Below are 23,752 nucleotides of genomic sequence, written 5' to 3'. Positions count from 1 at the left end.
TACCGTTGGCGACCGTGCCAGAGGGACACACCATTCATCGGCTGGCGGGGCGGCATCGCGAGCTCTTCGCGGGGGAGCGGCTCCGGGTCAGCAGCCCGCAGGGGCGGTTCGCGGGCGGCGCCGCGGAGGTTGACGGGCGGCGGCTGGTCGACACCGAGGCGTACGGGAAACACTTGTTGCACCACTATGAGGGTGACCTCAGTGTGCACGTGCATCTCGGGCTGTACGGGAAGTTTGCCGACGGGCCGTTGCCGGTGCCCGAGCCGGTGGGGCAGGTGCGCATGCTAATCGTCGGGGATTCGCACTGGCTCGAACTGCGGGGGCCCGCCGCCTGCGAGGTGTTCGATCCGGCGCAGGCTCAGATGTTGCGGGATCGGCTGGGCGCCGACCCGCTGCGGGATGATGCCGACTCGCGGGTGGCGGGGGAGCGGGTGCGGGCCAGCGCCAAGGCGGTCTTCGCGCTGCTGCTCGACCAGTCGATCGTCGCCGGCTGCGGGCTGATCTATGCCAACGAGGTCTTGTTCCGGGCGGGGCTGGCGCCGACGACGCCGGGGCGGGCGATCAGCGCGGAGTGCTGGGACGAGATCTGGACCGACCTGCGCGCGCTCATGAAAGAGGGCGTGGTGCGGGGGCGGATCGACACCGTGCACACCCAGCACACGCCGGAGGCCATGCAGCGGGCGCCGCGGGTCGACCGGCACGGCGGCGAGGTCTATGTCTACCGCCGGCCGGGGCAGCCCTGCCTGGTCTGCGGCACTGCGGTGGCGCGCGGGCCGTTGGCCGGGCGCAACCTCTACTGGTGTCCTAGCTGTCAGCCGGGATAGCGGGCGCCTCCGCTGAGGGCGGCAGCGCGCTCGCGGCCGGGCCGGCCGGGTCGATCTCGGGGATGCCCAGCTTGAAGTTCTCGGACAGATAGGGCAGAAGCTTTTCGTACGCGGCGATGGTGGCAGGCTGGTTGAAGTCGTGTGACAGCACGATGGCGCCGGGCCTCACCTGCTCGCGTACGCTGCCGACAACCCGCGCGATGTGCTGGGCCTCGGTCTCCTTCTCGGGGTGCTCCCAGTCGCGCGGGTCGACCTCCCAGTAGATCGACGTCATGCCGCCGGTGCCGGCCACGCTGACCAGACGGTCGGTGAAGTTGCCGCCGGGGGCGCGGAAGAACGGGATCGGCGCGCCCGGCACGGCCGACTGGATCGCGGCGTTCGTCCGGTCGAGGTCGGCCTTGATCTGGGCCGGCTTGTCCTTACCGATTGTCAGGCTGTGGTCCCACGTGTGGTTGCACAGCGTGTGCCCGGCAGCGGCGATCTCGCGAACGATGCCGGGGTGCCGCTGGACCTGCACGCCGACCAGGCAGAACGTGGCCTTGACCTGGTACTTGCCGAGCAGGGCGAGGATCCGGGGCGTCTGCACCGGGTCGGGGCCGTCGTCGAAGGTGAGCGCGACGACCTCGCTGCCGGTGGTGCGCAGCGACCGGCCCGGACCAGCCGTCGGCTCTTCCTTCTTCTGCCCGGCGGCTTCGGTCGCTTCCCGCGTGGGGACCGCCGGTGACTTCGCGGGCGCGCTCGGCTTGGGCTCGGCCTTCTCGGGGGCGTCCTCCTCGGCCGGTGCGGAGTCCTTCTCGTCGCTCGACTCCTCGGCCGGCGGCGGGGCGACCGGGCGCGGGGTCTTCTTCTCGGTCTGCACGCCGGCCACCGCCTGGGCGGCCGCGTTCACCGCGTCGAAGCTGTCGCGGCGCTGTTCGGCCGGCATGGCCAGCAGCAGCGCGCCGATCGCGACCAGCGAGGCGAGCAGGGCGCCCTGCCGGGTGCGGCCCATGAGCAGCCAGTTCTCGATGGGCAGGGTGCCGGGGGCGCGGTGGCTGCCGGCGGTCGGCGGGCGGCCGGCCGGTGGGCTCACGGCGGCGTGCCGCCCGCCGCGGACCGGGCGCGAGTGGCGCGCGGCGCGGGGTACGGAAGGCACGTCGGCGAGCGTGGTGACGGCGACGCGCGGCCCGCTCCGGACACTGACGTCGGCCAGGGATTCGGGTCGCCGGTGCCGCCCGGAGGAGGGCTCCGCCGAAGCGTGGCCCTGCGTCGGAATCCGGGGCGTTTGCGGCGACATGCTGCATGCCTACCGTGCCCCATGATCATGCGCGAGACCATATCGGTGGTCGCCGTGCTACCGAGAGCGATAACTGCTGGCAGCGCTCCGTAACCCTCGAACCACAAATACGGTCAAAGGCTGGCGTGTACCGCCTCGGTGGCCTTTCGGGCAGCGATCAGCACCGGGTCCCACACCGGCGCGAAGGGCGGCGCGTAGCTGAGGTCGAGCGCCGTCATCTCCTCGACCGTCATCCGGTTCCAGGTGGCGACGGCGAGGGCATCGATCCGCTTCGCTGCCTCCGCCCGGCCGACGATCTGGGCGCCGAGCAGCAGGCCGGTGCGGCGCTCGGCGATCAGCTTGACCGTCATCAGCTCGGCGCCGGGGTAATAGCCGGCCCGGCTGGTCGAGTCGATGGTGGCCGTGACGAAGGAGTAGCCGGCCGCCCGGGCCTCCTTCGAGGTCAGGCCGGTGCGGGCCACCTCGAGGTCGCAGACCTTGGTGACCGCAGTTCCGATGACACCGGGGAACGTCGCGTACCCGCCGCCGATGTTGATGCCGGCCACCCGGCCCTGTTTGTTGGCGTGGGTGCCCAGCGGCACGTGCACGGGCCGGCCGGTGAGCAGGTGACGGGTCTCGACACAGTCGCCGGCGGCCCAGACGCCCTCGAGCCCCTCGACCCGCATGCGCAGATCGGTGCGTACGCCCTCGGTCGGGCCCAGCGGAAGGCCGGCCGCCCGGGCCAGCGCGGTGTTCGGGCGTACGCCCAGACCCAGCACCACGACGTCGGCCGGCAGCATGCCGTCCGGCGTCGCCACCGCCCGCACCCGGCCGTCCTCGGTCTGCAGGCCCTCGACGTGCGTGTCGGTGACGACCTCGATGCCGAGGCCGCGGATCGCCTTCTGCACCAGCGCGCCCATGTCGGGGTCGACGGTCTTGCCCATCGGCTGCGGCGACTTCTCGAGCAGCGTGACGGTCAGCCCGCGCAGCACCATCGCCTCGGCCATCTCGACGCCGATGTAGCCGCCGCCGATGACCACGGCCCGCCGCGGCTGCGGTTCCCGGTCGAGCCAGGCGTGGATGGCCTCGCCGTCGCCGAGCGTCTGCACGCCGAAAACGCCCGCGTCGCGCACCCGTGCCCACTCGGGCGTGAACGGCGTCGCGCCGGCGGCGTACATCAGGTGGTCGAAGGGCTCCCGCACCTCGCCGCCACCGTCGAGGTCGTGGACGAGCACCTCGCGCCGGTCGAGATCGATGCCGACAACCTCGTGCCGCAGCCGCACGTCGATGCCGGCCCGGCGGTGCTCGTCGGGCGTGCGGGCGATGAGTTTGTCGGCGTCGTCGACGGCGCCGCCGATCCAGTACGGGATGCCGCAGGCCGAGTACGAGGTGTAGTGCCCCCGCTCGAACACGACTATGGACAGGTCGCCGCGGCTCAGGCGCTTGCGGGCCTGAGAGGCGGCCGACATTCCGGCGGCGTCCCCGCCGATGACGACGAGTTTCACGCCGCCAGCCTACTTTTCCGGCCGCCCCCCGCGGGTGAGCCGGGCGAACCGGTCGACGACATCGGCCACCGAGCCGCCCTGGGCCAGGATCGCCCGCTGGCGGGCGGCGCCGGTGCCGTGCGCGCGCAGCCGCCCCATCAGCGTGGTGGCCGTCTCGAGGTCGCCGTGGCGTTCGAGTTCGGGGCGCACGTAGTCGAACAGCTGGCGCATCAGTTTCCAGGCCGGCCGAGGCTCCCGGGTAGCCATGTCGATGTTCAGGCCTTCGAGGCCGTCGTGCGCGGCCCGCCAGTGCGCGGCCGTCAGCAGGGGGTGCGGCACGTCGGGCGCGGGCACGCCCGCGCGCACCTCTTTCACGAGGGTGGCGACCAGCGCCCGGGCCAGGGCGGCGAGCAGCACCGCGTCGTCGGCGGTGGGCATGACGTCGCCCATGCGGATCTCGACCGTGGGGTAGCGCGCGGACAGCCGGGCGTACCAGTAGAGCATGCCCTCGTCGAGCATGGCGCCGCTCGCCTCGAGGTCGGCGATCATCGTCTCGTAGTCCTGGAACGAGCGCAGGTAGGGCGCGGGGCCCACGGTGGGCCAGCGCTCCCAGAGCATGAAGCGCCAGCTCGCGTAGCTGGTGTCCCGGCCCTTGAACAGCGGCGAGTTGACCGTGGCGGCCTGGAAGATCGGCAGCCACGGACGCAGATGGTTGAGCACCTGCACGCCGGTCTCGTCGTCGGGGATGCTGACGTGCACGTGGGTGCCGCACATGCCGGCGCCGGGGGAGAGGTCGCCGAAGCGCTCCCGCATGCGGTGGTAGCGGGGGTTGTCGACGACCCGGATGTGCCCGCCGGTGGCCGGGCCGGTGCCGATCGCCAGCAGTCGCGCACCGGCTGCCTCGGCCGCGTCGGCCACCGTGGCGCGCAGTTCGCGCAGGGCCTTGGCGAGGGCGTCGAGCTCGAGCTGGGGCGGGCTGGCCACCTCGATCTGACTGCGCATGAACTCGTGCTGCACCGAGTCGCGCGTCTCGGCCGGCAGCTGGTCGAAGACCTCTTCGACTGCTTCGACCGCCCGCGGCTCGACGGCGTCCACCAGGAGGTATTCCTCCTCGACGCCCAGCGTGTGCAGATCGTCCGACTCGGCTCTCTCGGCCAGTTCCGGGTCGATGACGATCGAGTCCGAGTTGTCCATGGGCGGCATTTACCCGGTATTTGTCCCACAGAAACTGTTCCCTCCCGGCCGGGCCGCGGTATCCAGTGCCGTCGATGGCTGCGCCCGTGTGCGCAGGGGGCGGGCCTTTTAAGGATGTTTAAGGTCCGGCCCTCTGGACTTTTACTGTTAACAGTCCTAATGATTGATACATCTCATTGGGTTCGGGTGGAGGGGATGGCCATGAGGCGATCCAGATCGGTAATCCTGGCGACCGTCACGGCGCTGGTCGCCGGTGGCGCGGCGACCTACTTCACCAGTACGGCGTCAGCCGCCGCGGCCTGCGCGCCGGCGTGGAGCGCCTCGCAGGTCTACGTGGGCGGCAACACCGCCTCGCAGAACGGCGCCAACTACAGCGCCAAGTGGTGGACCCAGAACGAGTCGCCGGCCACCCACAGTGGACAGTGGGACGTCTGGAGGAACGACGGCGCGTGCGGCACGACGACGCCGCCGACCACGCCGCCGACCACGCCGCCGACCACGCCGCCCACGACGCCGCCGACCACTCCGCCGTCGAACGGTCAGCTGCCCAAGCACTTCCTCACCGGCTACTGGCAGAACTTCGACAACGGGGCCGCCCCGCTCAAGCTCGCCGCCGTCCCGAACAACTACGACCTCATCGCGGTTGCCTTCGCGGACGCCACCAGCACCCAGGGCGCGGTCACCTTCAACCTCGACCCGGGCCTGGCCGCGGCGGTCGGCGGGTACACCGACGCGCAGTTCAAGGCCGACATCGCCACCCTGCACTCGCGCGGCAAGAAGGTCGTCATCTCGGTCGGCGGCGAGAAGGGCACGGTCGCTGTCAACAGCGCCGCGGCCGCCACGGCGTTCGCCGACTCGGTGCACCGGCTGATCACCACGTACGGCTTCGACGGCGTCGACATCGACCTCGAGAACGGGCTGAACCCGACCTACATGGCGCAGGCGCTGCGCAGCCTGCGGGCCAAGGTGGGAGCGAGCCTGCTCATCACGATGGCGCCGCAGACGATCGACATGCAGTCGCCGCAGTCGTCCTACTTCGCGCTGGCGCTGAGCATCAAGGACATCCTGACCGTGGTGTTCACCCAGTTCTACAACTCCGGCTCGATGCTCGGCTGCGACAACAACGCCGCCTACAGCCAGGGCACGGTGAACTTCCTGACCGCGCTGGCCTGCATCCAGACCCAGGGCGGCCTGCGCCCCGACCAGGTCGCGCTCGGCCTGCCGGCGAGCACCCGTGCCGCCGGCGGTGGCTACGTCGCCCCGACCGTCGTCAACAACGCGCTCGACTGCCTCGCCAAGGCCACCAACTGCGGCTCGTTCCGGCCGCCGGCCACCTACCCGGGCATCCGGGGCGCGATGACCTGGTCGATCAACTGGGACGTCACCAACGGCAACGGCTTCGCCAACACCGTCAAGCCCCATCTCGCCACCCTCCCCTGACCCCCTTTTCTTGGAGACATCCCCGTGAAACTGAGCAGGAAGTTGCTCGTCCTCGGCGCGGTCGCCGTGGCCGGCACGGCCGCCGCGGTACTGCCGATGGCGACCTCGAGCGCGGCTGCCGCATGCGCCCCGGCCTGGAGCTCGAGCGCCGTCTACGTCAAGGACAACAGCGCCTCGCAGAACGGCCACAACTACACCGCCAAGTGGTGGACCCAGAACGACTCGCCGGCCACGCACAGTGGACAGTGGGACGTCTGGATCGACAACGGCGTGTGCGGCGGCGTCACGCCGCCGACGACGCCGCCCACCACGCCCCCGACCGGGCCCACCACGCCGCCGCCGTCGAACGGCACCAAGATGGCGTCCGCGCCGTACGTCTACCCGGGCTGGGGCAACCCGCCGGCGCCGTCCACGGTCGCCGGGACCGGCGTCAAGGCCTTCACCATCGCGTTCGTGCTCGCCAGCAACGGCTGCAACCCGGCCTGGGACGGCGAGACCGGGCTGACCGGCGGCGTGCACGCCAGCTACATCGCTCAGGCGCGGGCGGCCGGCATGGACATCGTCCCGTCGGTCGGCGGGTGGAGCGGCAACAAGCTCGGCCCGAACTGCTCGACGCCCGAGGCGCTGGCCGGCGCGTACCAGAAGATCATCGACGCCTTCCAGCTCAAGTCCATCGACATCGACATCGAGAACTCCGACGAGTTCGAGAACACCGTCGTGCAGGACCGGGTCCTGAACGCGCTGAAGATCGTCAAGCAGAAGAACCCGTCGGTGAAGACGATCCTGACCTTCGGCACCTCGCCGACCGGCCCGAACTTCTACGGCACGCGGCTGGTGCAGCAGGCCAAGGCGCTGAACGCGAACATCGACATCTTCACCCAGATGCCGTTCGACTTCGGTGGCGGCGCCGACATGTACGGCTCGACCGTGGGCGCCACCGAGGGCCTGAAGAACCTGCTGAAGACCACCTTCGGCTGGACCGACGCCCAGGCGTACTCGCACATCGGCATCTCGGGCATGAACGGGCTCTCCGACCAGCAGGAGCTCACCAGCACCGACACGTGGACCCGGATCCGCGACTACGCCAAGAGCAAGGGCCTGTCGCGCTTCACCTTCTGGGCGGTCAACCGGGACCGCGGCTGCGCCGGTGGCGGCGTGGTCTCGAACTGCTCCGGCATCGCGCAGGCCGACTGGGCCTTCACGAGGATCAGCGCCGGTTTCTAGAACAGCTATCGCTCACCTGACGCGCGGCCGCTCCGTCCAGCGGCCGCGCGTCGCCTTTTACGCACCTTCTTGATTGCCCAACTCGCGATCGTGACGATGAAGAAGGCCCAGATCGCGTAGTCGAAGTACTGGCTGTAGGTCTCGAGGTCCTGGTAGCGGGAGCCGAGCGCATAACCGCCGCCGACGAAGGCGGCGTTCCAGACGCCGCTGCCGATCGCGGTGAAGAGCACGAACTGGCCGAGGTTCATGTGGTTGGCGCCGGCCGGGATCGAGACCAGGCTGCGGACGACCGGCGCGCAGCGTCCGAAAAGGACGGCCGCCTTCTCGTGCTTCTCGAACCACCGGTCGGCCTTGCTCAGATCGTCGGCATCGACCAGCGGGATCCGGTCGAGCCAGCGGCGCAGCCTCTCCTCGCCTAGGGCGTAGCCGAGCCAGTAGAGCAGCAGCGCGCCACCCACCGAACCGAGCGTGGCCGCCACGAAGACCAGGATCAGATTGACCCGGCCCTCGCTCGCCAGATAGCCGCCCAGGGACAGCACGATCTCGCTCGGGATCGGCGGGACGAGGTTTTCCAGCGCGACAAGCAGGCCGACGCCCACCTCGCCCCACGACTCGATGACGGACGCCACCCATCCTGTCAGCCCGCCTTGCTGACTCAGACCCGCTTCAGCCACCGCCTGTTCATACCCGCCGCACCTGAAACGAACCTGAAGCGGGCGACGGGTATTGGTATATGCCGACGGTCGGTATATGGTTCCGGACGTGAACGAGCCGACCTTCCTCATCCTCACGGCTCTGGCCGGCGAGTCCCGGCACGGCTATGCCGTGACCGAAGACGTCGAGCAGATGACCGGCGGCCGGGTTCGCCTGCGGGCCGGCACGCTCTACGCCGCGCTCGACCGCCTGCGCGGCGAGGGCCTGATCGAGGTCGACCGGGAAGAGATCGTCCAGTCCCGCCTGCGGCGCTACTACCGGCTCACCGCGGCCGGCGAGCAGAGCCTCACAGCCGAGACTGCCCGCCTGCGCGAGCAGGCCACCATCGCGGAAGGGCGCCTGCGGGCCCGCCGCGCCGACTTCGGGGGAGCCACCGCGTGACCGAGATCCGCTACCGCCGCCTGCTCGCGCTCTACCCGCGTGACTTCCGCCAGGAATACGGCGACGAGATGCTCGGCGTCCTCATGGCCGACCCGCGCCCCGGCCCCGCCCAGGTGTTCGACGTCGCCCGCGGCGCGGTCGCCGCCCACCTGCGCGGCCTGTGGACCGGCGAGGGCCGGGCGGCCCGCGTGGTGCAGATCTTCGGGGCGATGCTGCTGTTCGCCGTCGCGTCGCGCCGTTTCGTCGGCGGGTTGCTCGCCACGGTCAACCACTTCGACCAGGTCGGCTGGCAGAACCTCCCGGTGACCAGCTCGGTGCGGTTCGTGGCCTGGGGCGTCGCGCTGGTGGCCGCCCTGCTCGGGTGGCGCCTGCTCGGTGCGGCCGGCGCCGCGGCCGGGCTGGCCGGCGAGGTCCTGACTCCGGCCGGTTCCTACGTGGAGACTCCGGCCACGGTGTTGTATGCCTACTGGCTGATCGTCTCCGCGACCCTGGTGCTGATCGCCGGCCTCGTCGCCGATCGGGGCCCCGTCCGGCCGAAGAGCTGGCAATGGGTTGCGGCCGCCGGAGTGGTCCTGGTGCTGCAGGGCAGGCTTGAGCAATCCGGTCCATCCGGCGCCTACGAGCTGCGATGGATGCTCGTTCTGGTCGCGGTGGCGCTGGCGGCGGTGGCGATCTTCAGGCAGGAACCTCGTCTGCGCGCCCGGCTGCTGTGCTGGGTTGCTCCGGTGCTCGCGACAGTGCCGCTGGTCGAATTCGGTTTCGCCGAGTTCATCGTCTACAACATGGGCCACCCCGAGTCGACGCGAATGATCAGCCCGCTGCAGTGGGCGGTGCTGGTCGTGGTGCCGGTGGTGGCCTTCGTGGGCGCGTCCGTTCTCGACCGCCGCGGCCGGGTGACGGCGGCGTCGGGGCGCTGATCGGCGGTTTGGCCCGTCGGAGTCAGGGTGAAGTAGAGAGGCATGACTGACCGGTGGTATCAGAAAGCCGTTGTCTATTGCGCCGACATCGACACCTTCGCCGACTCCGACGGGGACGGGTGCGGCGACATCCGGGGAATGATCGGCCGGCTCGACTATCTGGCCCGGCTCGGGGTCACCTGTCTGTGGCTCAACCCGATCCACCCGTCGCCCGACCGCGACGACGGTTACGACGTGACCGACTTCTACAACGTCGATCCGCGCTTCGGGAACCTCGGTGACTTCGCCGAGCTGCTGCATGAGGCGGGCAACCTCGGCATCAAGGTGATCATCGACCTGGTCGTCAACCACACCTCCGACAAGCACCCGTGGTTCCAGTCGGCCCGGTCGTCGCCCGACTCGCCGTACCGCGACTGGTATGTCTGGTCCGAGACCGAGCCGGCCGACCGCAAGCAGGGCATGGTCTTCCCCGGCGAACAGGACGAGACCTGGACCTACGACCGCACCGCGAAGCTCTGGTATTACCACCGGTTCTACAAGTTCCAGCCCGACCTCAACATCACCAACCCGGCCGTGCGCGAAGAGATCAAGAAGATCTGCGCGTTCTGGCTCCAGCTCGGGGTGGCCGGCTTCCGCATGGACGCGGTGCCGTTCATCATCGAGGAGACCCGGCCCGGGGAGCCCAACGCGACCAAGGATCTCGAATTCCTCTCCGACCTGCGGCAGTGGGTGCAGTGGCGCAAGGGTGACGCGGTGCTGCTGGCCGAGGCGAATGTCGAACCCGACGAGCTTTCCAAGTTCTTCGGCGACGGCGGTGGCTCCAACAACCGCATTCACATGCTGTTCGACTTCATGCTGAACACCCGGCTGATCCTGGCCCTGGCCCGGGAGGACGCCGAGCCGATCATCGACGGCCTGCGCGACACCCCGAAGCTGCCCCAGGGCGGCCAGTGGGCCACCTTCCTGCGCAACCACGACGAGATCGACCTGTCCCGGCTCACCACCGAACAGCGCGCCGAGGTGTTCGCGAAGTTCGGCCCGGAGCCCGAGATGCAGCTTTACGGCCGGGGCATCCGGCGGCGGCTGGCCCCGATGCTGAACAACGACCGGCGGCACATCGAGCTCGCCTACGCCCTGCAGTTCAGCCTGCGCGGCACGCCCGTCCTGCGCTACGGCGAAGAGATCGGCATGGGTGAGGACCTGACGCAGGAGGGGCGGCACGCGATCCGCACCGGCATGCAGTGGTCGCAGCTGCCCAACGGCGGCTTCTCGGCTGCCAAGACGGGTGACCTGGTGCGACCGGTGATCTCGGGTGGCGACTTCGGCTGGGAGAAGGTCAACGTGACCGTCCAGCGGCACAACCCGCAGTCGCTGCTGTCCTGGTTCGAGCGCATGATCCGTACGCTCCGGGAAGCGCCCGAGGTCGGCGCGGGCAGCTGCACGCACATCGATATTCCCGCGCCGACCAGTGTGTTGGTCCACCGCGCCGACGGCGAGACCGGCACGATGGTCTTCGTGCACAACCTGGGTACCGAGGCGGCGACCCTCGACCTCAGCTCGCTGGCCGACGAGGCGGAACAGCCCAACGACGTCCTGGCCGACCAGGAATACCCGGAGCTGGGCAAATGGGACAAGGTTGAGGTTGCCGGCTACGGATACCGGTGGATTCGCCTACGGCGTACGGCGTGATCGCGGGTTAAAGTGCACTCCAAGTGCAAAATGATTGATGGAGGCCGATAGTGTCACAGTCCGCTCCCACCCGCGTTGCCATCGTCACCGGAGCCGCCCGGGGCATCGGTGAGGCCACCGCGCGCAAGCTCGCCGCCGACGGCATGGCCGTCGCGGTCGTCGACCTCGACGAGGGCGCCTGCGCCAACACGGTGACGGCCATCCACGACGCGGGTGGGACGGCCCTGGCGGTCGGGGCCGACGTCTCCGACCCGATTCAGGTCAACTCCGCCGTCGACCGGGTCACGGCCGAGCTGGGCGCGCCGACCGTGCTTGTCAACAACGCCGGCGTGCTGCGCGACAACCTCCTCTTCAAGATGACCGACGACGACTGGGAGACCGTGATGGCGGTCCACCTGCGCGGCGCGTTCCTGTTCAGCCGGGCAGTGCAGAAACACATGGTCGACGCCGGTTGGGGCCGTATCGTCAGCTTGTCGAGCACTTCGGCGCTCGGCAACCGCGGCCAGGCCAACTACGCCGCGGCGAAGGCCGGTCTGCAGGGTTTCACCAAGACCCTCGCGATCGAGCTGGGCCGGTACGGCGTCACGGCCAACGCGGTGGCCCCGGGTTTCATCGTCACCGACATGACAGCCGCGACGGCGGCCCGGGTCGGGGTCGATTTCGCCCAGTTCGAGAAGGCTGCGGTGGCTCAGATTCCCGTCGGCCGGGCGGGTCGCCCCGAGGACGTCGCGAACACCGTATCCTTCCTCGTCAGCGAGGGTGCCGGTTTCGTCTCGGGCCAGGTCATCTATGTTGCCGGAGGGCCCCGCGCGTAGCCGGCGGTTGCTGAAAGGCGCTACAAAGAGATGATGATGAACCGACGCATGAGCTCGCGCAGCGTGTCGCTGACCAGCACGTTCTTGCTCCTCGCGGCGGGCGGCGCGGCCGCGTGCGACAACGACGACGACTACCAGGACGCCGGCTTCTACTGCGCCGACGCGAACGGCACCGTTGTCGACGAGGACTACTGCGACGACGACAACGACCGCGGCGGATCCGGCATCGGCGCGCTGCCCTTCTTCATCTGGTACTCATCGGCCTATCGGCCGGGCTACCCGGTCGGCTCCAGGCTGCCGGCAGGGGGCAACAAGTTCGCCTACAACGACCGGGCGGCGCGGCAGTCGTTCGGGCTGCCGGCCTCCGGCAAGATCGGCAACGGCACGGTGAAGACCAGCGTGGTCGGCAAGGGCGGCGCCGCCCGCGGTTCCAGCAAGAGTTCGGGCGGCTGAGCGTGCGCCGAATTCCCCACGGTCCGATCCGCGACGGCTGGAAGCTCACCAACTTCAGCCTCGGCCTGACCTACAACGACACCGAACTGCCCGACGGCACGATGGTCTCGTACTGGCAGGAGGGCCCGTACTACGACTTCACCGCGGCCGAGATCGAGGAGCTCGAGACGGCCACCGCGGCGCTGTTCGAGATGTGCCTCGAGGCCGGCGACTGGATGGTGAAGCAGTGCCCGCGCCACACGGTGCAGGGCCGCAAGGACGGCTACTTCGCGTCGGTGTGCAACCCGTCGAGCTGCTATCTGGCCCGCATCGGCATCCCCGAGTTCGCCCACGAGCAGATCATCCGCACGTGGTTCGACGGCGACGCCGAGACGTGGACGCACTACGACAAAGACCCCGAGATGCGGCTGCCGATGGAGACGCCGGACTACTCGCCGAGCGTCTACGGCCGCTTCGACCTGTGGTACAACGGCGCCGGCAGCACGCCCAAGCTGCTCGAGTTCAACGCGCAGACGCCCACCTCGCTGGTCGAGAGCGCGGTCATCCAGTGGCACTGGGCCGACCAGACCAACCTGACCAAGCACCCGTGGCGTCAGTGGAACTCGATTCACGACCGGCTCGTCGGCTGGCCCGCCGCCCCCGGTGAGCCGGGCGATCCGGGTGCGTGGCGCCGCAACATCGGCAAGCTGCGCGAGGCCCGCACGTGGCTCCCCGAGAAGCCCAAGATCTTCTTTGCGTACGAGACCTCGGAGACCTCGGGTGAGGACCGCATGAACGTCGCCTATCTGATGGCGACGGCCGAGGAGGCGGGCTACCCGGTCGAGCTGATCGCGATGAGCCAGATCGGCTGGGACGTCGCCGGTGACCGCGTGGTCTTCGTGCCCGGCGCCGGCAAGGAGCACGCGGCCGAGCCGATCGACATCATCTTCATGCTCTACCCGTGGGAATGGTTCTGGACGGAGGAGGGCGGCAAGGCCTTCTTCCGCAACATGGCCGACCCCACCAAGCACGGCACAGTCTGGATCGAGCCGCCCTACAAGGCCGCCCTGCTCGGCAACAAGGCGCTGCTGCCCGTGCTGTGGATGCTCTTCGGCGACAATCCCGAGCGCAGCAAATACCTGCTCCCGGCCTACTTCGCCGAGTCCTCCAAGGCGGCCTCGCTGACCAGCTACGCCAAGAAGCCGATCTGGGGCCGCGAAGGCGGCTCGGTGACGCTCGTGCGCGACGGCCGGACGATCACCGAGAACCCGTCGGAGTACGGGTCGGACGGCCGCTTCGTCGTGCAGGAGCTGTGCGAGCTGCCGTCGTTCGAGGGGCTCGAGGGCACGGTCCACCCGGTGATCGGCTCCTGGCTGATCGACGGCGAGCCGGCCGGCATGGGCATCCGCGAGGGACTCGGCACCAAGGGTCTGGTCACCAACGACATGAGCTTCTTCGTGCCGCACACCATCGAGGCCGACGGCTAGGGCAGTGCTAGGCCGGGTCGCCGGGCTGCGGGCGGTGGCGCCAGATCCACCACAGGCCGATGAACGGCAGCACCAGCGGCACGTAGCCGTAGCCGGCGCCGAAATGCGACCACACCGTGTCGTCGGGGAAGTCGCCGGCGTCGGCCACGGTCAGGACGCCCACCACGAGCACGCCGAGCAGCTCGATCGAGCAGCTGACCAGGGCGATCAGGCGGCCGCGGGTGCCGCCGACGGCGAGACCGACGGTGGCCGAGAGGTAGACCAGGCCGGCGAAGGCCGAGAGCAGGTAGGCCAGCGGCGCCTCGCCGAACTTCGTGGTGATCTGTACCAGCGCGCGGGCGCTGGCCGAGAGCGCGAAGACGCCGTACACCAGCAGCAGCACCCGGCCGAGGCCGGAGCCGAGCGCGGCGTCGGCCGGTCGGCGCGGGTTTTGGGGGCGGGTCGAGGATTCAGGCACCGGTCACCGACGCGATCTGCTGCAGACGCAGCACCAGAACCGGGATCACCAGACAGGCGACGCCGAGGATGAGGCTGCCCCACCGGGTCGGCTCGAGCCGGGCCAGGTAGGCGGCGACCGGCGTGAAGGCGATGGTGGTGATCAGGTAGCCGATGAAGGTGACGGTGTCGCTCGGCCGGGAGTCGCCGAACAGGCCGACGACGGCGATCACCAGGAGGACGGCGACGAGCGCGCTGAGGGCGGCCGCGGCCAGCAGGTCGAAGCGGCTGGGCGCGCGGTTGAGGGCTGATCGCAGCAGATACCACGCCGCCAGTACCAGGGCAGCGATGATGGTCGCCACCGACAGAGGACCGTTCACTCGCCACAGGGTACTGATGGATCTCGCCCTGGTAGCTTGCGGCTGCTGTGCCTACCCGCAGCGGAAAACCGAAATGAACCAAACCGGTCAGAGAGGCAGGCGACAAAGATGCGCTTCGGACTGTTCGGCACTGGACCCTGGGCACATCTGGCCCACGCCCCCGCGCTGGCCGCACACCCCGACGCCGAGTTCGTGGGGGTGTGGGGCCGCAATCCCGACAAGGCGGCCGAACTGGCGGGCGAGCACGGCGTCCGGGCGTACGCCGATCAGGACGAACTGCTGGCCGACGTGGACGCGATCGCCGTCGCCCTGCCGCCCGGCGTCCAGGCCCCGCTGGCCCTGAAAGCCGCCCGGCAGGGCAAGCACCTGCTGCTCGACAAGCCGGTCGCGTTCACCAACGAGGCCGCGGCCGAGATCGTGGCCGCGGTGACCGAGCGGAATCTCGCCTCTGTGGTGTTCTTCACCCGCCGGCTGTTCCCGCAGATCGCCGACTTCGTGGCCGACGCGGCGGCCACCGGCGGCTGGACCGAGGCCCGGGTCGACCACCTCGGCTCGATCTTCACCGCGGACAACCCGTTCGGCGCATCGGCCTGGCGCAAAGAGAGCGGCGGCCTGTGGGACGTCGGCCCGCACGCGCTGGCGCTGGTGCTGCCGGTGCTGGGCCCGGTGACCGAGGTGGCCGGGATGGCCGGCCCGCGCGACATGACCCACGTGCTGCTGCGGCACGCGAGCGGCACGATCAGCAACCTCACCCTCTCGGTCGACGCGCCGCCGGCCGCCGAGCGCGAGGACGCCCAGTTCGCGGGCGAGGCCGGCGTGCGCCCGGTGCCCGACGCGCCCTGGTCGCCGACCGAGGCCCTGGGCCGGGCGATCGACCAGCTGATCGCCGCGGCCGCCGGGGGTCCGGCCATCGAGCTCGACGTGCGTTTCGGCGCCGAGGTGACCGCCGTCCTGGTCGCTGCCCAGGAGGCGATCACCTCGGGTCGTACGGTCGCTATCGACAGCGCCAGATGACCGGTACGGCCGTCATGGAACCGTCGGCCTCGAACCCCACTGTTGTGCCGGAGGCGACCCCGGCGTCGTCGCTGAGGACTTCTACGCTGGTGCCGCCGGGCGAGGCGTCCGGCGCCGGTGCCGGAGTCACGTAGGGCGGCAGGTCCAGGATCGACAGCCCGTCGTAGGTTTTCGGTTCGTCCTGCACGAAGCGTTCCGCGTTGTCCCCGGCGACCTGCGCCTGTCTCAGGTCGTCGGCGACCTTCTGCCAGGCGCCGGTGCGTAGCTCGTACCGGTGGACCGCTGCCTTGCCGATCCCGGGCCTCGGGGGCGATGTCGCTCCGGGTGGTGACGTGAAGAGGGCGCCGTAGAGCCATCCCTGCCGGAGGGCCATCGGGGTGAACCCGTTGACCCGCTCGCCCTCGATCGCCGGCAGCTTGAGGTACCCGTGGCTGCCGTCGGGCCGCCACAGGTAGGCCTTCATGTTGATGCCGCCGATGACCGTGCCGTCCCCGGCGACGTCGACGACCTTCGTCGCGATCTTGTTGAGGTCGTCCGGCAGGGGCAGCAGTACCGGCTCGGCGCCGGGCGAGGCCCACCGGGCGGGCCGTTCGCTGGTCGGCGGCTCGCCGCGGGCGACAACCTTGCCCGCGATCACGCCGGCCTCGTTGATCGCGTCCGCGTCACCGATGCCGCCGGCCAGCTTCCGGATCCGGCCGCCCTCGATGACGTACGGCTCGGGGTCGCCGTCGAAGTTGCCGCCGACCGCGACGCCGGACGAGTTGACGTCGTTCATCCAGACCCCGCCGCTGCCCTTCTTGAGGGCCGGCGGCTTGACGTCGGTCACCAGCGCGCCGTTGTGCCACACGAGAATCGAGCTGGGTATCCCCGAGCCACGTGGTTCACGGGAGTAGCCGACGATCCAGGCGCCGGTCGGGTCGCCTCCGGTCACCTCGACGTTCTCGTGCAAACCGATCGGCAGGGCGCCCGGCGCGCACGCGGCCGGCAGCACCGGGTCCGGCCGGGGTGTTCCTCGATCGGCCACCAGCAGCCCACCGGTCAGCCCGGCGGCGAGCAGCGCGGCCAGCGCGGAGCCACCGGTCCACCAGCGGCGCCTGCGCATGCGGCGGCCCTCGCGCATGGCCCGGACCACGTCGATCGCGGGTGGTCCGGCCGGTTCCTCGCGCAGCGGGCTCAGCAGCCGGGGTCCGTACTCGTCGTCGTTCACAGCGCGCCTCCCACCCGGTCGCCCAGGATCCGCCGCAGGGCGTTGAGCCCGTGCGAGGTCTGGCTCTTGACGGTGCCTTCCGAGCAGCCGAGCAACTGCGCTACGTCGGCCACCGAGCGGTCACACAGGAAGCGCAGCACCAGCACCGCCTGCTGCCGGGCCGGGATCCGCTTGAGGGCGGCCCGCAGCACGGTTTTCTCGTCGGACGACGCCGGTGGCGGGGCCGGTCTCTCGGGTGGGGCGCCGCGCAGGCTCACCCGCCACCACCCGCGGCGCTTCTCGTCCAGGAACGCGCGGACGAGCATGGTGTGCACGTACGCGTCGACGTTGTCGACCTTCGCCACGTGCGGCCACTTCGCGTACAGCTTGGTGATCGTCTCTTGCACCAGATCGTCGGCCTGGTGTTCGTCGCCGCCCAGCAGAAACGCCAGGCGCCGTAACGCCGGTATCCGGCCGGACACGTACTCGAGGTACCCCGCGTCCGTCTCGTCGTTCATCCCCGCTCCCGTCCTGTCGTCCACCAATAGACGGGGACTTCTCGCATCAGGTTGTAGGAAATTTTCGGCGGTGCGACCCGTCCAGGCCCCCCGGCGTGCCGAATGGGGGTTTGAATGGCTGCAACGGCGAGAGGCGGATTTCATGTCGGAGCGCGGTGTCGGCCGTCGCCCGGAGCGTCTGGCGGCGGTTCCGGGGTTGGGGCCGCCTCCGGTGGACGCGGGCGACCTGCTGCGGGAGGTTGCGCGCGGCGACGAGAAGGCCTTCGGCCGACTGTACGACCTGGTCGCGCCCCGCGTGTACGGGTTGATCCGGCGGGTGCTGCGCGATCCGGCGCAGGCCGAGGAGGTTACCCAGGAGGCGCTGGTCGAGGTGTGGCGGATGGCGGCCCGCTTCGATCCGGCGCGCGGCTCGGCCACGTCCTGGATCTTCACGATCGCCCACCGGCGGGCCGTCGACCGGGTTCGCTCCGAACAGGCAGCCAGCGAGCGGACCATCCGGGTCGGCGTGGCGTCGGTCGACACCCCGTACGACGCGGTGGCCGACGAGGTCTCGGGTCGGCTCGAACGCCAGCAGGTGCGCCGCTGTCTCGACGATCTGACTGAACTGCAGAGGCAGGCCGTGACGTTGGCCTACTACCAGGGCCATTCCTATCCGCGGGTGGCCGAGCTGCTCGGCACACCCCTGCCGACGGTGAAGACGCGGATGCGCGACGGGCTGATTCGCCTGCGCGACTGCATGGGAACGGGGGCCTCGGCGTGACCACAGAGATCCACAGCCTGGTCGGCGCCTACGTGCTCGACGCGGTGGACGACATCGAACGCGCCTCGTTCGAGCGCCACCTGCGCGAGTGCGAATCGTGCCGGTCCGAGGTGACCGAGCTGAGCGAGACGGCCGCGCGGCTGGCCGACAACACCTGGTCGGTGCCGCCGCCCTGGCTCCGCGAGAACGTCCTGTCCGAGGTCGGGCGCACCCGTCAGCTTCCGCCGGTCGTCGACGCGGCGCCTCCGGCTCGCACGGCTCCGCGCTGGCGGCGCTTCACGGCCGCGGCGGCCGCGGTGGTGGCGGCGGTCGGCGCGGGCTCGGCCGTCTATGTGGTTCAGGATCAGCGCGTACGCGATGAGCAGCGGGTCGCCGAGGCGGCGCGGGCGAACGAGGCCCGTATCCGCACGATCCTGGCCGCACCCGACGTGGTGCTGAAGAAGCAGGACGTGTCGACCGGTGGCCGCGTCACGGTGGCCACCTCGCGCCTGCACGACGCGGGCGTGGTGATCCTGGCGGCCGAGGCCGCGCCGACCGGCCGGGTCTATCAACTGTGGACCATCCGGCCCGGCGGCGCCCCGGTGTCGGCCGCGGTACTGAACGAGGGCCAGGTGGCCGACGTCGTGGTGCTCGAGGGTCTGCCGGGCGCGACCGACGTCGGTCTCACGCTCGAACCGCCGAAGGGATCGCCGACGCCGACACTGCCGATGGTGGCCGACGTCAAACTCGTCTGAGTCCGACCAATCCGCCGCATGGTTCGTCCCGAATCAGGAGTGAAGGTACAAAATCCAAAGTTAGGGACGAATCATGCGTGCAATGAAGCTCACCGCATTCGCGGCGGCGACCCTCTTCTCGATCTCGCTGACCGCCTGCGGCAGTGATTCCTCCACCGACGGCGAGGGCACGGCCGCGGCTCCGACCACGATGGCCAGCAGCGCGCCGGAAAGCTCGGCGCCGGCCGACATGATGACCACCTTCGGCGCCGGCTGCTCGGCCGTGCCGGCCGACGCGTCGAACCCGGGCAGCTTCCAGGCCATGGCTCAGGTGCCGGTGGCCACCGCGGCCTCGGGCAACCCGCTCCTCTCGACGCTGGTGACCGCGGTCAAGAAGGCCGGCCTGGTCGACTCGCTCAACTCGGCCGACGGGATCACCGTCTTCGCGCCCACCAACGACGCGTTCGGCAAGATCCCCAAGGCCGACCTGGACAAGGTGCTGGCCGACAAGAAGACCCTGACCAGCATCCTGACCTACCACGTGGTGCCCGGGAAGCTCGCGCCCGAGTCGCTGGCCGGCGCGCACAAGACCCTCCAGGGCGATGACCTGACGGTCAGCGGCAGCGGCGAGGACTTCAAGGTGAACGGAGCCGCGTCGGTGGTTTGCGGCAACGTGCAGACGGCCAACGCGACCGTCTACATCATCGACTCCGTCCTGATGCCGAAGAGCTGATGCGAGCCCTGGCGGGGGCGGCGGCCGGACTGGTGGCCGCGGGATTCGGGGTGGCGACGGCCGAGGTGCTGGCCGCCGCCACCCGGCCGGCGGCCGGGCCGCTGATCGCGGTCGGCGGCGCGGTCATCGATGCGACGCCGACGGCGGTGAAGGAGTTCGCCGTACGCGAGCTCGGGACGTCCGACAAGCCGGTGCTGCTCACGGTCATCGGGCTGGTGGTGGCGGCTCTGGCCGCGGTGGCCGGGATCGCGGGTCGTCGGCGGCCGCTCCTCGTGGTGGCCGGTCCGGCGGTGCTCGGCCTGGCCGGTGCGGGCGCGGCGTTGTCGCGGCCGGCTGCCGAGCCCTACGACGTGGTGCCCTCGCTGGTCGGAGCGGCGCTGGCCGGGCTGGCGCTGTGGTGGCTGCTGCGGGGTGGTGATCGGACTTCCGGCGTACGGGTGGATCGCCGGCGTTTCCTGCGGGCCGCCGCTCTGGTCGCCGGTGGAGCCGTGGTCGCCTCGGGCGGAGCGGTGGCAGTGCGCCGCTCGGTAGGGGGAGCTCGGGCCCGGGCTCGGGAATCGGTGCGCCTGCCGGCTGCGGCCGACACCGGACCATCCGTGGACGCCGGGCTGCTCACGCCGAACAAGGACTTCTACCGGGTGGACACCGCGCTGACCGTGCCGCGGATCGACCTCGACGGCTGGTCGCTGCGCGTGCACGGCATGGTCGACCGGGAGCTGCGGCTGTCGTTCGCGGATCTGCTCGCCCTGCCGCTGATCGAGCGGCCGGTGACCATGACCTGCGTCTCCAATGAGGTGGGCGGGCCGTACCTTGGGACGGCTCGGTGGCTCGGCGTGCCGCTGGCTCCGCTGCTGCGCTCGCTCGGCGTGAAATCCGGCGCCGAACAGCTCGTGGCGCGCTCGGTCGAGGGCATGACGATCGGCACGCCGGTGGCGACTCTGCTGGACGGGCGCGACGCGATGCTCGCGGTCGGCATGAACGGCGAGCCGCTGCCGCTCGAACACGGTTTCCCGGCGCGCATGCTGACCCCGGGGGTGTACGGCTACGCGGGTTCGTGCAAGTGGCTGAGTTCGCTCGAGCTGACCACCTTCGACCAGTTCGACCCGTACTGGGTCTCGCGTGGGTGGGCGGCCGAGGCCCCGGTCAAGACCGGTTCACGGGTCGACCGGCCCCGGCCCTTCGCCCGGCTGACGGCGGGCACGGTGACTGTGGCCGGGGTGGCGTGGGCGCAGCGGCGGGGGATCGAGGCGGTCGAGGTGCGGATCGACGACGGACCGTGGGCGCAGGCCGAACTGCTGCCGGCGCCGTCGGTGGACACGTGGGTGCAGTGGCGGTACTCGTGGCCGGCCGTCGCCGGGCCGCATTCCATCGCCGTACGAGCCACCGATCGCACCGGGGCCGTGCAGACGCAGTCGAGGGCCACCCCGTTCCCCAGCGGAGCCACGGGGTGGCACACGATCAGCGTGACGGTCTCGTAGCGTCCGTCCGTTTCTCAGGGGACGGTGCGCTCGATGGCGGCAGCGCCATCGCGTTCGAGTTCCTCGCGGGCGCGCTCGATGTTGGCCGGGGTCGGGTCGCGGCCCTCGGCTACGGCCAGGTCCTCGGGGTCCCAGGGCTGGTCGGCGCCGGTCCGCACGACCGGTTCCTCGCCCGGTTGCAGGAACTCCGGGGTGTCGCGGTCCGCGCCGCCGCCCGTGATGAACGCGTCGACCGCGACATCGTCCTCGATGGCGCCGGCGACCTCGGGTGTTTCCTCCAGAGGCTGACGAATCTCGTCGCTCATGGTGTCCTCCCCACATCGGCTGACAGATCTTCTACCCCACCCTCGTCTCTTCTGACCCATTGTGTGGCGGGCATCCCGTTGGTGGCCCGCGCGATGTGGAGGCCCGAAAGGGACGATGATGGTCTCCACCGGCCAAACTGAGCGCTAACTGGACAGGACTTGCGCGTTACGGATGGACGCTTAGTAGTGGGCCGAATACATTTTCGCTCTGACGTCCGTTCGCGGGGTCCGGCGGTGACTGCGCCCGAGCCTCCGCGGAACGGCGTGGTGAGGGGGAAACGCATGACCGAGAGCCGGGGAGGACGGTCGTGACCAGCCTGTCCGATGCCGAACGGGACGCCTGTGACGTGCTGCAGGCGCTGGCCGGCCTGGCCGCGCTGCTGCGCCGCCCCGTCGAAGACGAGCCGGGCCTGACCTCGGGCGACCTCGCGTCCGACGAGACCCGCCGCCTCCTGCTGGGCCTGGCCGAGGACGGCGGCCTGGCCGCCGCGCGCGTGCTGGCCTATCTGCGCACCCAGCGCGGGGCCGGTGACGGCGAGCTGGCGGCGGTCCCGATGCGACTGGGCCCGTGGCGCGAGTGGGTTCCCCCGCGCGGCCATCTGTTCGGCCTGGCCCCGGTCCGCCCGACGGCCAACGAGGTCCCACAGCCTCGCCGCAGTGACCCGGGCGAGTGAATTTTCGCTTCGCCGGTTCCGGTATCTCAGCGGGGTGACCGCAGGGTCTCCGACGGCGACTCGCCGAACTGGCTGCGGTAGGCCGAGGCGAACCGGCCCAGATGGGCGAAGCCCCACCGGTGGGCGACGGCCGCGACCGTCACCCGAACGGGGTCGGCCCGCCGCAGGGCCTCGTGCGCCCGGCCCAGGCGCACCCGCTGCAGGTACGTCATGGGGGCGGTGCCCACATGCCGGCGGAAGCCCTCCTGCAGCGACCGGACGCTCATGTTCGCCACGCGGGCCAGTTCGGTCACCGTGAACGGCCGCTCGGGCTCGGCCTGGATGGCGTCGACCACCCGGCGGATGGCTCGGGGCGGGCCGGCGGCGATCGGGCCGGTCAGCTCGTCGCGGTAGCGGTGGGGGACGCTCAGCAGCAGGCCGCTGAGCACCGTGCTGCGCAGCTGCTCGGCGATCAGCGGCTCGAAGAAGAGGCTGCCCTCGCGGGGTAGTTCCTCGCAGAGCAGCCGGACCAGCCGGCTCCAGCTGTATCCCGGGCCGGTGGACAGGTCGACCTCCGGTGGAAGGAGCAGAGGTCCCTCGATCGGGTATCCCAGCAGTCCCGACAATTCCGCTTCCAGGGCCTTGCGCTCGACCTTCACCGCGACCTCGGCCGAGTTGGCCTCCCGGGACGTGTAGACCGGGCTGCCGGGGCCGAAGATCACCCCCGTCAGCGGGCCGGCGACGACCTCGTGGCCGGCGTGCCGGGCGTGCAGGCGGCCGAGCGTGGGCATGGTGACGTGATAGGCGTCCAATTCGGCCACGAGCAGCGTCACGGCGCTCGCGAAGCTTAATTGTCCGACCGTAAGAGGTCCGAGTTGGATCACTCCCACGCCTAGCTGAAAGTCAGCCCCGTCCTCCGGCGTACCCACTGCTACCGGGTAGTAGAAACGGTTTAGCACCGAGCGTGCTTCATCGATATCCACGCCGCTGAAGTGGGCTACTTCCGGCATATCGGAGAGCAATTGGGCCGACCTCGGGGTGACGTCAGCCATGCCGAAGTAGGTCCCATCGCATACGGTGAGTATTCGACCCCGGGACGTCGATCGTCAACGTTGCCGCCACGCACTGACCGTTCCAGCACATTCAGGCCATATGAACTACTCTGGCGTTCCGCGCCTACGTGGCGTAACTTGCAGACCAGCGGATTGTTGTAGGAACGCGGTCGGAGAGCGGCGCCCGGGCGAGGCGTCCGACGCCATCCAGGTCATTACCGGCCGGCGGAGCGTCCTTCACGCGGAAGTCGGCGTCGGCCCGCTCGATGCCAGGAAGAGGGCAGCCGTGTATCTGCCGATCACCACGCGCCAGCTGGCTGATGGCACCGTCGAGATCGCACCCAGCGGTGAGATCGATCTCGACAACGCCCACGTGATGCGGGACGCCGTCAACGACGTGCTGACCAGCTCCACGCCGGGCAAGATCTGCCTCGATCTGCAGCGGGTCATGCTGATCGACAGCATCGGCATCGGCATCCTGGTGGCCTGCTTCCACACGGCCGCCGCCAGCGGCATCAAACTCGTGGTGAGCCACCCCAGCCCCACGGTCTACCGCCAGCTCTGGGTGTCCGGCCTGGTGGGGCTGCTGGGCTGCGCCGAGCCGCCCTCGCCGCGCACGTCGGTGGGCCTGCGCCCGTCCTGACACGCGACCGGGCCGCCCCCGAGGGG

26 protein-coding genes are annotated in these 23,752 nt (G+C 70.4%); 16 read left to right on the top strand and 10 right to left on the bottom strand.

Features of this window, described 5'->3' with window-relative positions:
* Nucleotides 1–14: 14 nt before the first annotated feature.
* A complete protein-coding gene (locus LXN57_RS04885; protein ID WP_251796773.1) occupies nucleotides 15–824 on the top strand; it encodes an Fpg/Nei family DNA glycosylase in 810 nt (269 codons plus the stop codon).
* Here LXN57_RS04885 and LXN57_RS04880 read toward each other — a convergent pair.
* From LXN57_RS04880 to LXN57_RS04870, 3 genes are all read right to left on the bottom strand, one after another.
* A complete protein-coding gene (locus LXN57_RS04880) occupies nucleotides 805–1,959 on the bottom strand; it encodes a polysaccharide deacetylase family protein (RefSeq protein ID WP_251796772.1) in 1,155 nt (384 codons plus the stop codon). The genes LXN57_RS04885 and LXN57_RS04880 overlap by 20 nt on opposite strands.
* A gap of 254 nt (nucleotides 1,960–2,213) precedes the next feature.
* Nucleotides 2,214–3,584 carry an FAD-dependent oxidoreductase gene (locus LXN57_RS04875; protein ID WP_285904590.1) on the bottom strand — a complete coding sequence of 457 codons (1,371 nt, stop codon included), beginning with the start codon at nucleotides 3,582–3,584 and terminating at the stop codon, nucleotides 2,214–2,216.
* A gap of 9 nt (nucleotides 3,585–3,593) precedes the next feature.
* The gene (locus LXN57_RS04870; RefSeq protein WP_251796771.1) at nucleotides 3,594–4,757 is read right to left on the bottom strand and encodes a carboxylate-amine ligase; all 1,164 of its coding nucleotides are present in this window, start codon (nucleotides 4,755–4,757) and stop codon (nucleotides 3,594–3,596) included.
* Between the two features lie 201 nt (nucleotides 4,758–4,958).
* Here LXN57_RS04870 and LXN57_RS04865 point away from each other — a divergent pair, with 201 nt between their 5' ends.
* Nucleotides 4,959–6,197 (top strand): chitinase, encoded by a 1,239-nt coding sequence (locus LXN57_RS04865; protein ID WP_251796770.1) that lies wholly within the window; start codon nucleotides 4,959–4,961, stop codon nucleotides 6,195–6,197.
* Nucleotides 6,198–6,221: 24 nt separating this feature from the next.
* Nucleotides 6,222–7,421, top strand: coding sequence for a chitinase (locus tag LXN57_RS04860; RefSeq protein ID WP_251796769.1), 1,200 nt, complete (start codon nucleotides 6,222–6,224; stop codon nucleotides 7,419–7,421).
* A 5-nt stretch (nucleotides 7,422–7,426) separates the two neighbouring features.
* On the opposite strand, the gene LXN57_RS04855 is transcribed toward LXN57_RS04860, so the two are convergent.
* Nucleotides 7,427–8,050, bottom strand: a complete 624-nt coding sequence (locus LXN57_RS04855; protein WP_251796768.1) for a DedA family protein — start codon at nucleotides 8,048–8,050, stop codon at nucleotides 7,427–7,429.
* Nucleotides 8,051–8,183: 133 nt separating this feature from the next.
* Here LXN57_RS04855 and LXN57_RS04850 point away from each other — a divergent pair, with 133 nt between their 5' ends.
* Genes LXN57_RS04850 through LXN57_RS04825 form a run of 6 tightly spaced genes read left to right on the top strand, consistent with a single transcriptional unit; the run spans nucleotide 8,184 to nucleotide 13,856 of the window.
* On the top strand, nucleotides 8,184–8,516 hold the full coding sequence (locus LXN57_RS04850) for a PadR family transcriptional regulator (RefSeq protein ID WP_438872831.1): 333 nt from the start codon (nucleotides 8,184–8,186) through the stop codon (nucleotides 8,514–8,516).
* Nucleotides 8,513–9,433: a hypothetical protein gene (locus LXN57_RS04845; RefSeq protein ID WP_251796766.1), complete on the top strand. Its 921-nt coding sequence runs from the start codon at nucleotides 8,513–8,515 to the stop codon at nucleotides 9,431–9,433. Before LXN57_RS04850 ends, LXN57_RS04845 begins: the two co-directional genes overlap by 4 nt.
* 42 nt (nucleotides 9,434–9,475) lie before the next feature.
* Nucleotides 9,476–11,122 (top strand): alpha-amylase family protein, encoded by a 1,647-nt coding sequence (locus LXN57_RS04840; protein ID WP_251796765.1) that lies wholly within the window; start codon nucleotides 9,476–9,478, stop codon nucleotides 11,120–11,122.
* A gap of 50 nt (nucleotides 11,123–11,172) precedes the next feature.
* On the top strand, nucleotides 11,173–11,937 hold the full coding sequence (gene fabG / locus LXN57_RS04835; protein WP_221375793.1) for a 3-oxoacyl-ACP reductase FabG: 765 nt from the start codon (nucleotides 11,173–11,175) through the stop codon (nucleotides 11,935–11,937).
* 36 nt (nucleotides 11,938–11,973) lie between these two features.
* On the top strand, nucleotides 11,974–12,390 hold the full coding sequence (locus LXN57_RS04830) for a hypothetical protein (RefSeq protein ID WP_251796764.1): 417 nt from the start codon (nucleotides 11,974–11,976) through the stop codon (nucleotides 12,388–12,390).
* A 2-nt stretch (nucleotides 12,391–12,392) separates the two neighbouring features.
* Nucleotides 12,393–13,856 (top strand): glutathionylspermidine synthase family protein, encoded by a 1,464-nt coding sequence (locus tag LXN57_RS04825; protein WP_251796763.1) that lies wholly within the window; start codon nucleotides 12,393–12,395, stop codon nucleotides 13,854–13,856.
* A 7-nt stretch (nucleotides 13,857–13,863) separates the two neighbouring features.
* Here the strand turns inward: LXN57_RS04825 and LXN57_RS04820 are convergent, their stop codons facing one another.
* Nucleotides 13,864–14,313 carry a hypothetical protein gene (locus tag LXN57_RS04820; RefSeq protein WP_251796762.1) on the bottom strand — a complete coding sequence of 150 codons (450 nt, stop codon included), beginning with the start codon at nucleotides 14,311–14,313 and terminating at the stop codon, nucleotides 13,864–13,866.
* Nucleotides 14,306–14,671 carry a hypothetical protein gene (locus tag LXN57_RS04815; RefSeq protein WP_251796761.1) on the bottom strand — a complete coding sequence of 122 codons (366 nt, stop codon included), beginning with the start codon at nucleotides 14,669–14,671 and terminating at the stop codon, nucleotides 14,306–14,308. Before LXN57_RS04815 ends, LXN57_RS04820 begins: the two co-directional genes overlap by 8 nt.
* Before the next feature lie 108 nt (nucleotides 14,672–14,779).
* On the opposite strand from LXN57_RS04815, the gene LXN57_RS04810 reads away from it, so the two are divergent.
* Entirely contained in the window at nucleotides 14,780–15,685 is a 906-nt protein-coding gene (locus tag LXN57_RS04810) for a Gfo/Idh/MocA family protein (protein WP_251796760.1), read from the top strand.
* On the opposite strand, the gene LXN57_RS04805 is transcribed toward LXN57_RS04810, so the two are convergent.
* Nucleotides 15,666–16,892 carry a hypothetical protein gene (locus tag LXN57_RS04805; RefSeq protein ID WP_251796759.1) on the bottom strand — a complete coding sequence of 409 codons (1,227 nt, stop codon included), beginning with the start codon at nucleotides 16,890–16,892 and terminating at the stop codon, nucleotides 15,666–15,668. The genes LXN57_RS04810 and LXN57_RS04805 overlap by 20 nt on opposite strands.
* Nucleotides 16,889–17,389, bottom strand: coding sequence for a SigE family RNA polymerase sigma factor (locus LXN57_RS04800; protein ID WP_251796758.1), 501 nt, complete (start codon nucleotides 17,387–17,389; stop codon nucleotides 16,889–16,891). The genes LXN57_RS04805 and LXN57_RS04800 overlap by 4 nt, the downstream gene beginning before the upstream one ends.
* A gap of 142 nt (nucleotides 17,390–17,531) precedes the next feature.
* On the opposite strand from LXN57_RS04800, the gene LXN57_RS04795 reads away from it, so the two are divergent.
* From LXN57_RS04795 to LXN57_RS04780, 4 genes are all read left to right on the top strand, one after another.
* Nucleotides 17,532–18,149 carry a sigma-70 family RNA polymerase sigma factor gene (locus tag LXN57_RS04795; RefSeq protein ID WP_251796757.1) on the top strand — a complete coding sequence of 206 codons (618 nt, stop codon included), beginning with the start codon at nucleotides 17,532–17,534 and terminating at the stop codon, nucleotides 18,147–18,149.
* Nucleotides 18,146–18,883 carry an anti-sigma factor gene (locus tag LXN57_RS04790; protein ID WP_251796756.1) on the top strand — a complete coding sequence of 246 codons (738 nt, stop codon included), beginning with the start codon at nucleotides 18,146–18,148 and terminating at the stop codon, nucleotides 18,881–18,883. The genes LXN57_RS04795 and LXN57_RS04790 overlap by 4 nt, the downstream gene beginning before the upstream one ends.
* Nucleotides 18,884–18,965: 82 nt before the next feature.
* Nucleotides 18,966–19,595 (top strand): fasciclin domain-containing protein, encoded by a 630-nt coding sequence (locus LXN57_RS04785; protein WP_438872830.1) that lies wholly within the window; start codon nucleotides 18,966–18,968, stop codon nucleotides 19,593–19,595.
* Nucleotides 19,595–21,073 (top strand): molybdopterin-dependent oxidoreductase, encoded by a 1,479-nt coding sequence (locus LXN57_RS04780; protein ID WP_251796754.1) that lies wholly within the window; start codon nucleotides 19,595–19,597, stop codon nucleotides 21,071–21,073. Before LXN57_RS04785 ends, LXN57_RS04780 begins: the two co-directional genes overlap by 1 nt.
* 14 nt (nucleotides 21,074–21,087) lie before the next feature.
* Here the strand turns inward: LXN57_RS04780 and LXN57_RS04775 are convergent, their stop codons facing one another.
* The gene (locus LXN57_RS04775) at nucleotides 21,088–21,378 is read right to left on the bottom strand and encodes a hypothetical protein (protein ID WP_251796753.1); all 291 of its coding nucleotides are present in this window, start codon (nucleotides 21,376–21,378) and stop codon (nucleotides 21,088–21,090) included.
* A 308-nt stretch (nucleotides 21,379–21,686) separates the two neighbouring features.
* Here LXN57_RS04775 and LXN57_RS04770 point away from each other — a divergent pair, with 308 nt between their 5' ends.
* The gene (locus tag LXN57_RS04770) at nucleotides 21,687–22,052 is read left to right on the top strand and encodes a hypothetical protein (protein ID WP_251796752.1); all 366 of its coding nucleotides are present in this window, start codon (nucleotides 21,687–21,689) and stop codon (nucleotides 22,050–22,052) included.
* Nucleotides 22,053–22,078: 26 nt separating this feature from the next.
* Here the strand turns inward: LXN57_RS04770 and LXN57_RS04765 are convergent, their stop codons facing one another.
* Complete coding sequence (locus LXN57_RS04765; RefSeq protein ID WP_251796951.1) at nucleotides 22,079–23,041, bottom strand: AraC family transcriptional regulator; 963 nt, start codon at nucleotides 23,039–23,041, stop codon at nucleotides 22,079–22,081.
* A gap of 328 nt (nucleotides 23,042–23,369) precedes the next feature.
* Here LXN57_RS04765 and LXN57_RS04760 point away from each other — a divergent pair, with 328 nt between their 5' ends.
* Complete coding sequence (locus LXN57_RS04760) at nucleotides 23,370–23,726, top strand: STAS domain-containing protein (protein WP_127497678.1); 357 nt, start codon at nucleotides 23,370–23,372, stop codon at nucleotides 23,724–23,726.
* Nucleotides 23,727–23,752: the final 26 nt, after the last annotated feature.

This window comes from Paractinoplanes hotanensis (assembly GCF_023717965.1).
Taxonomy (GTDB): domain Bacteria; phylum Actinomycetota; class Actinomycetes; order Mycobacteriales; family Micromonosporaceae; genus Actinoplanes; species Actinoplanes polyasparticus.
This window is presented reverse-complemented; position numbering and strand designations above follow the sequence as displayed.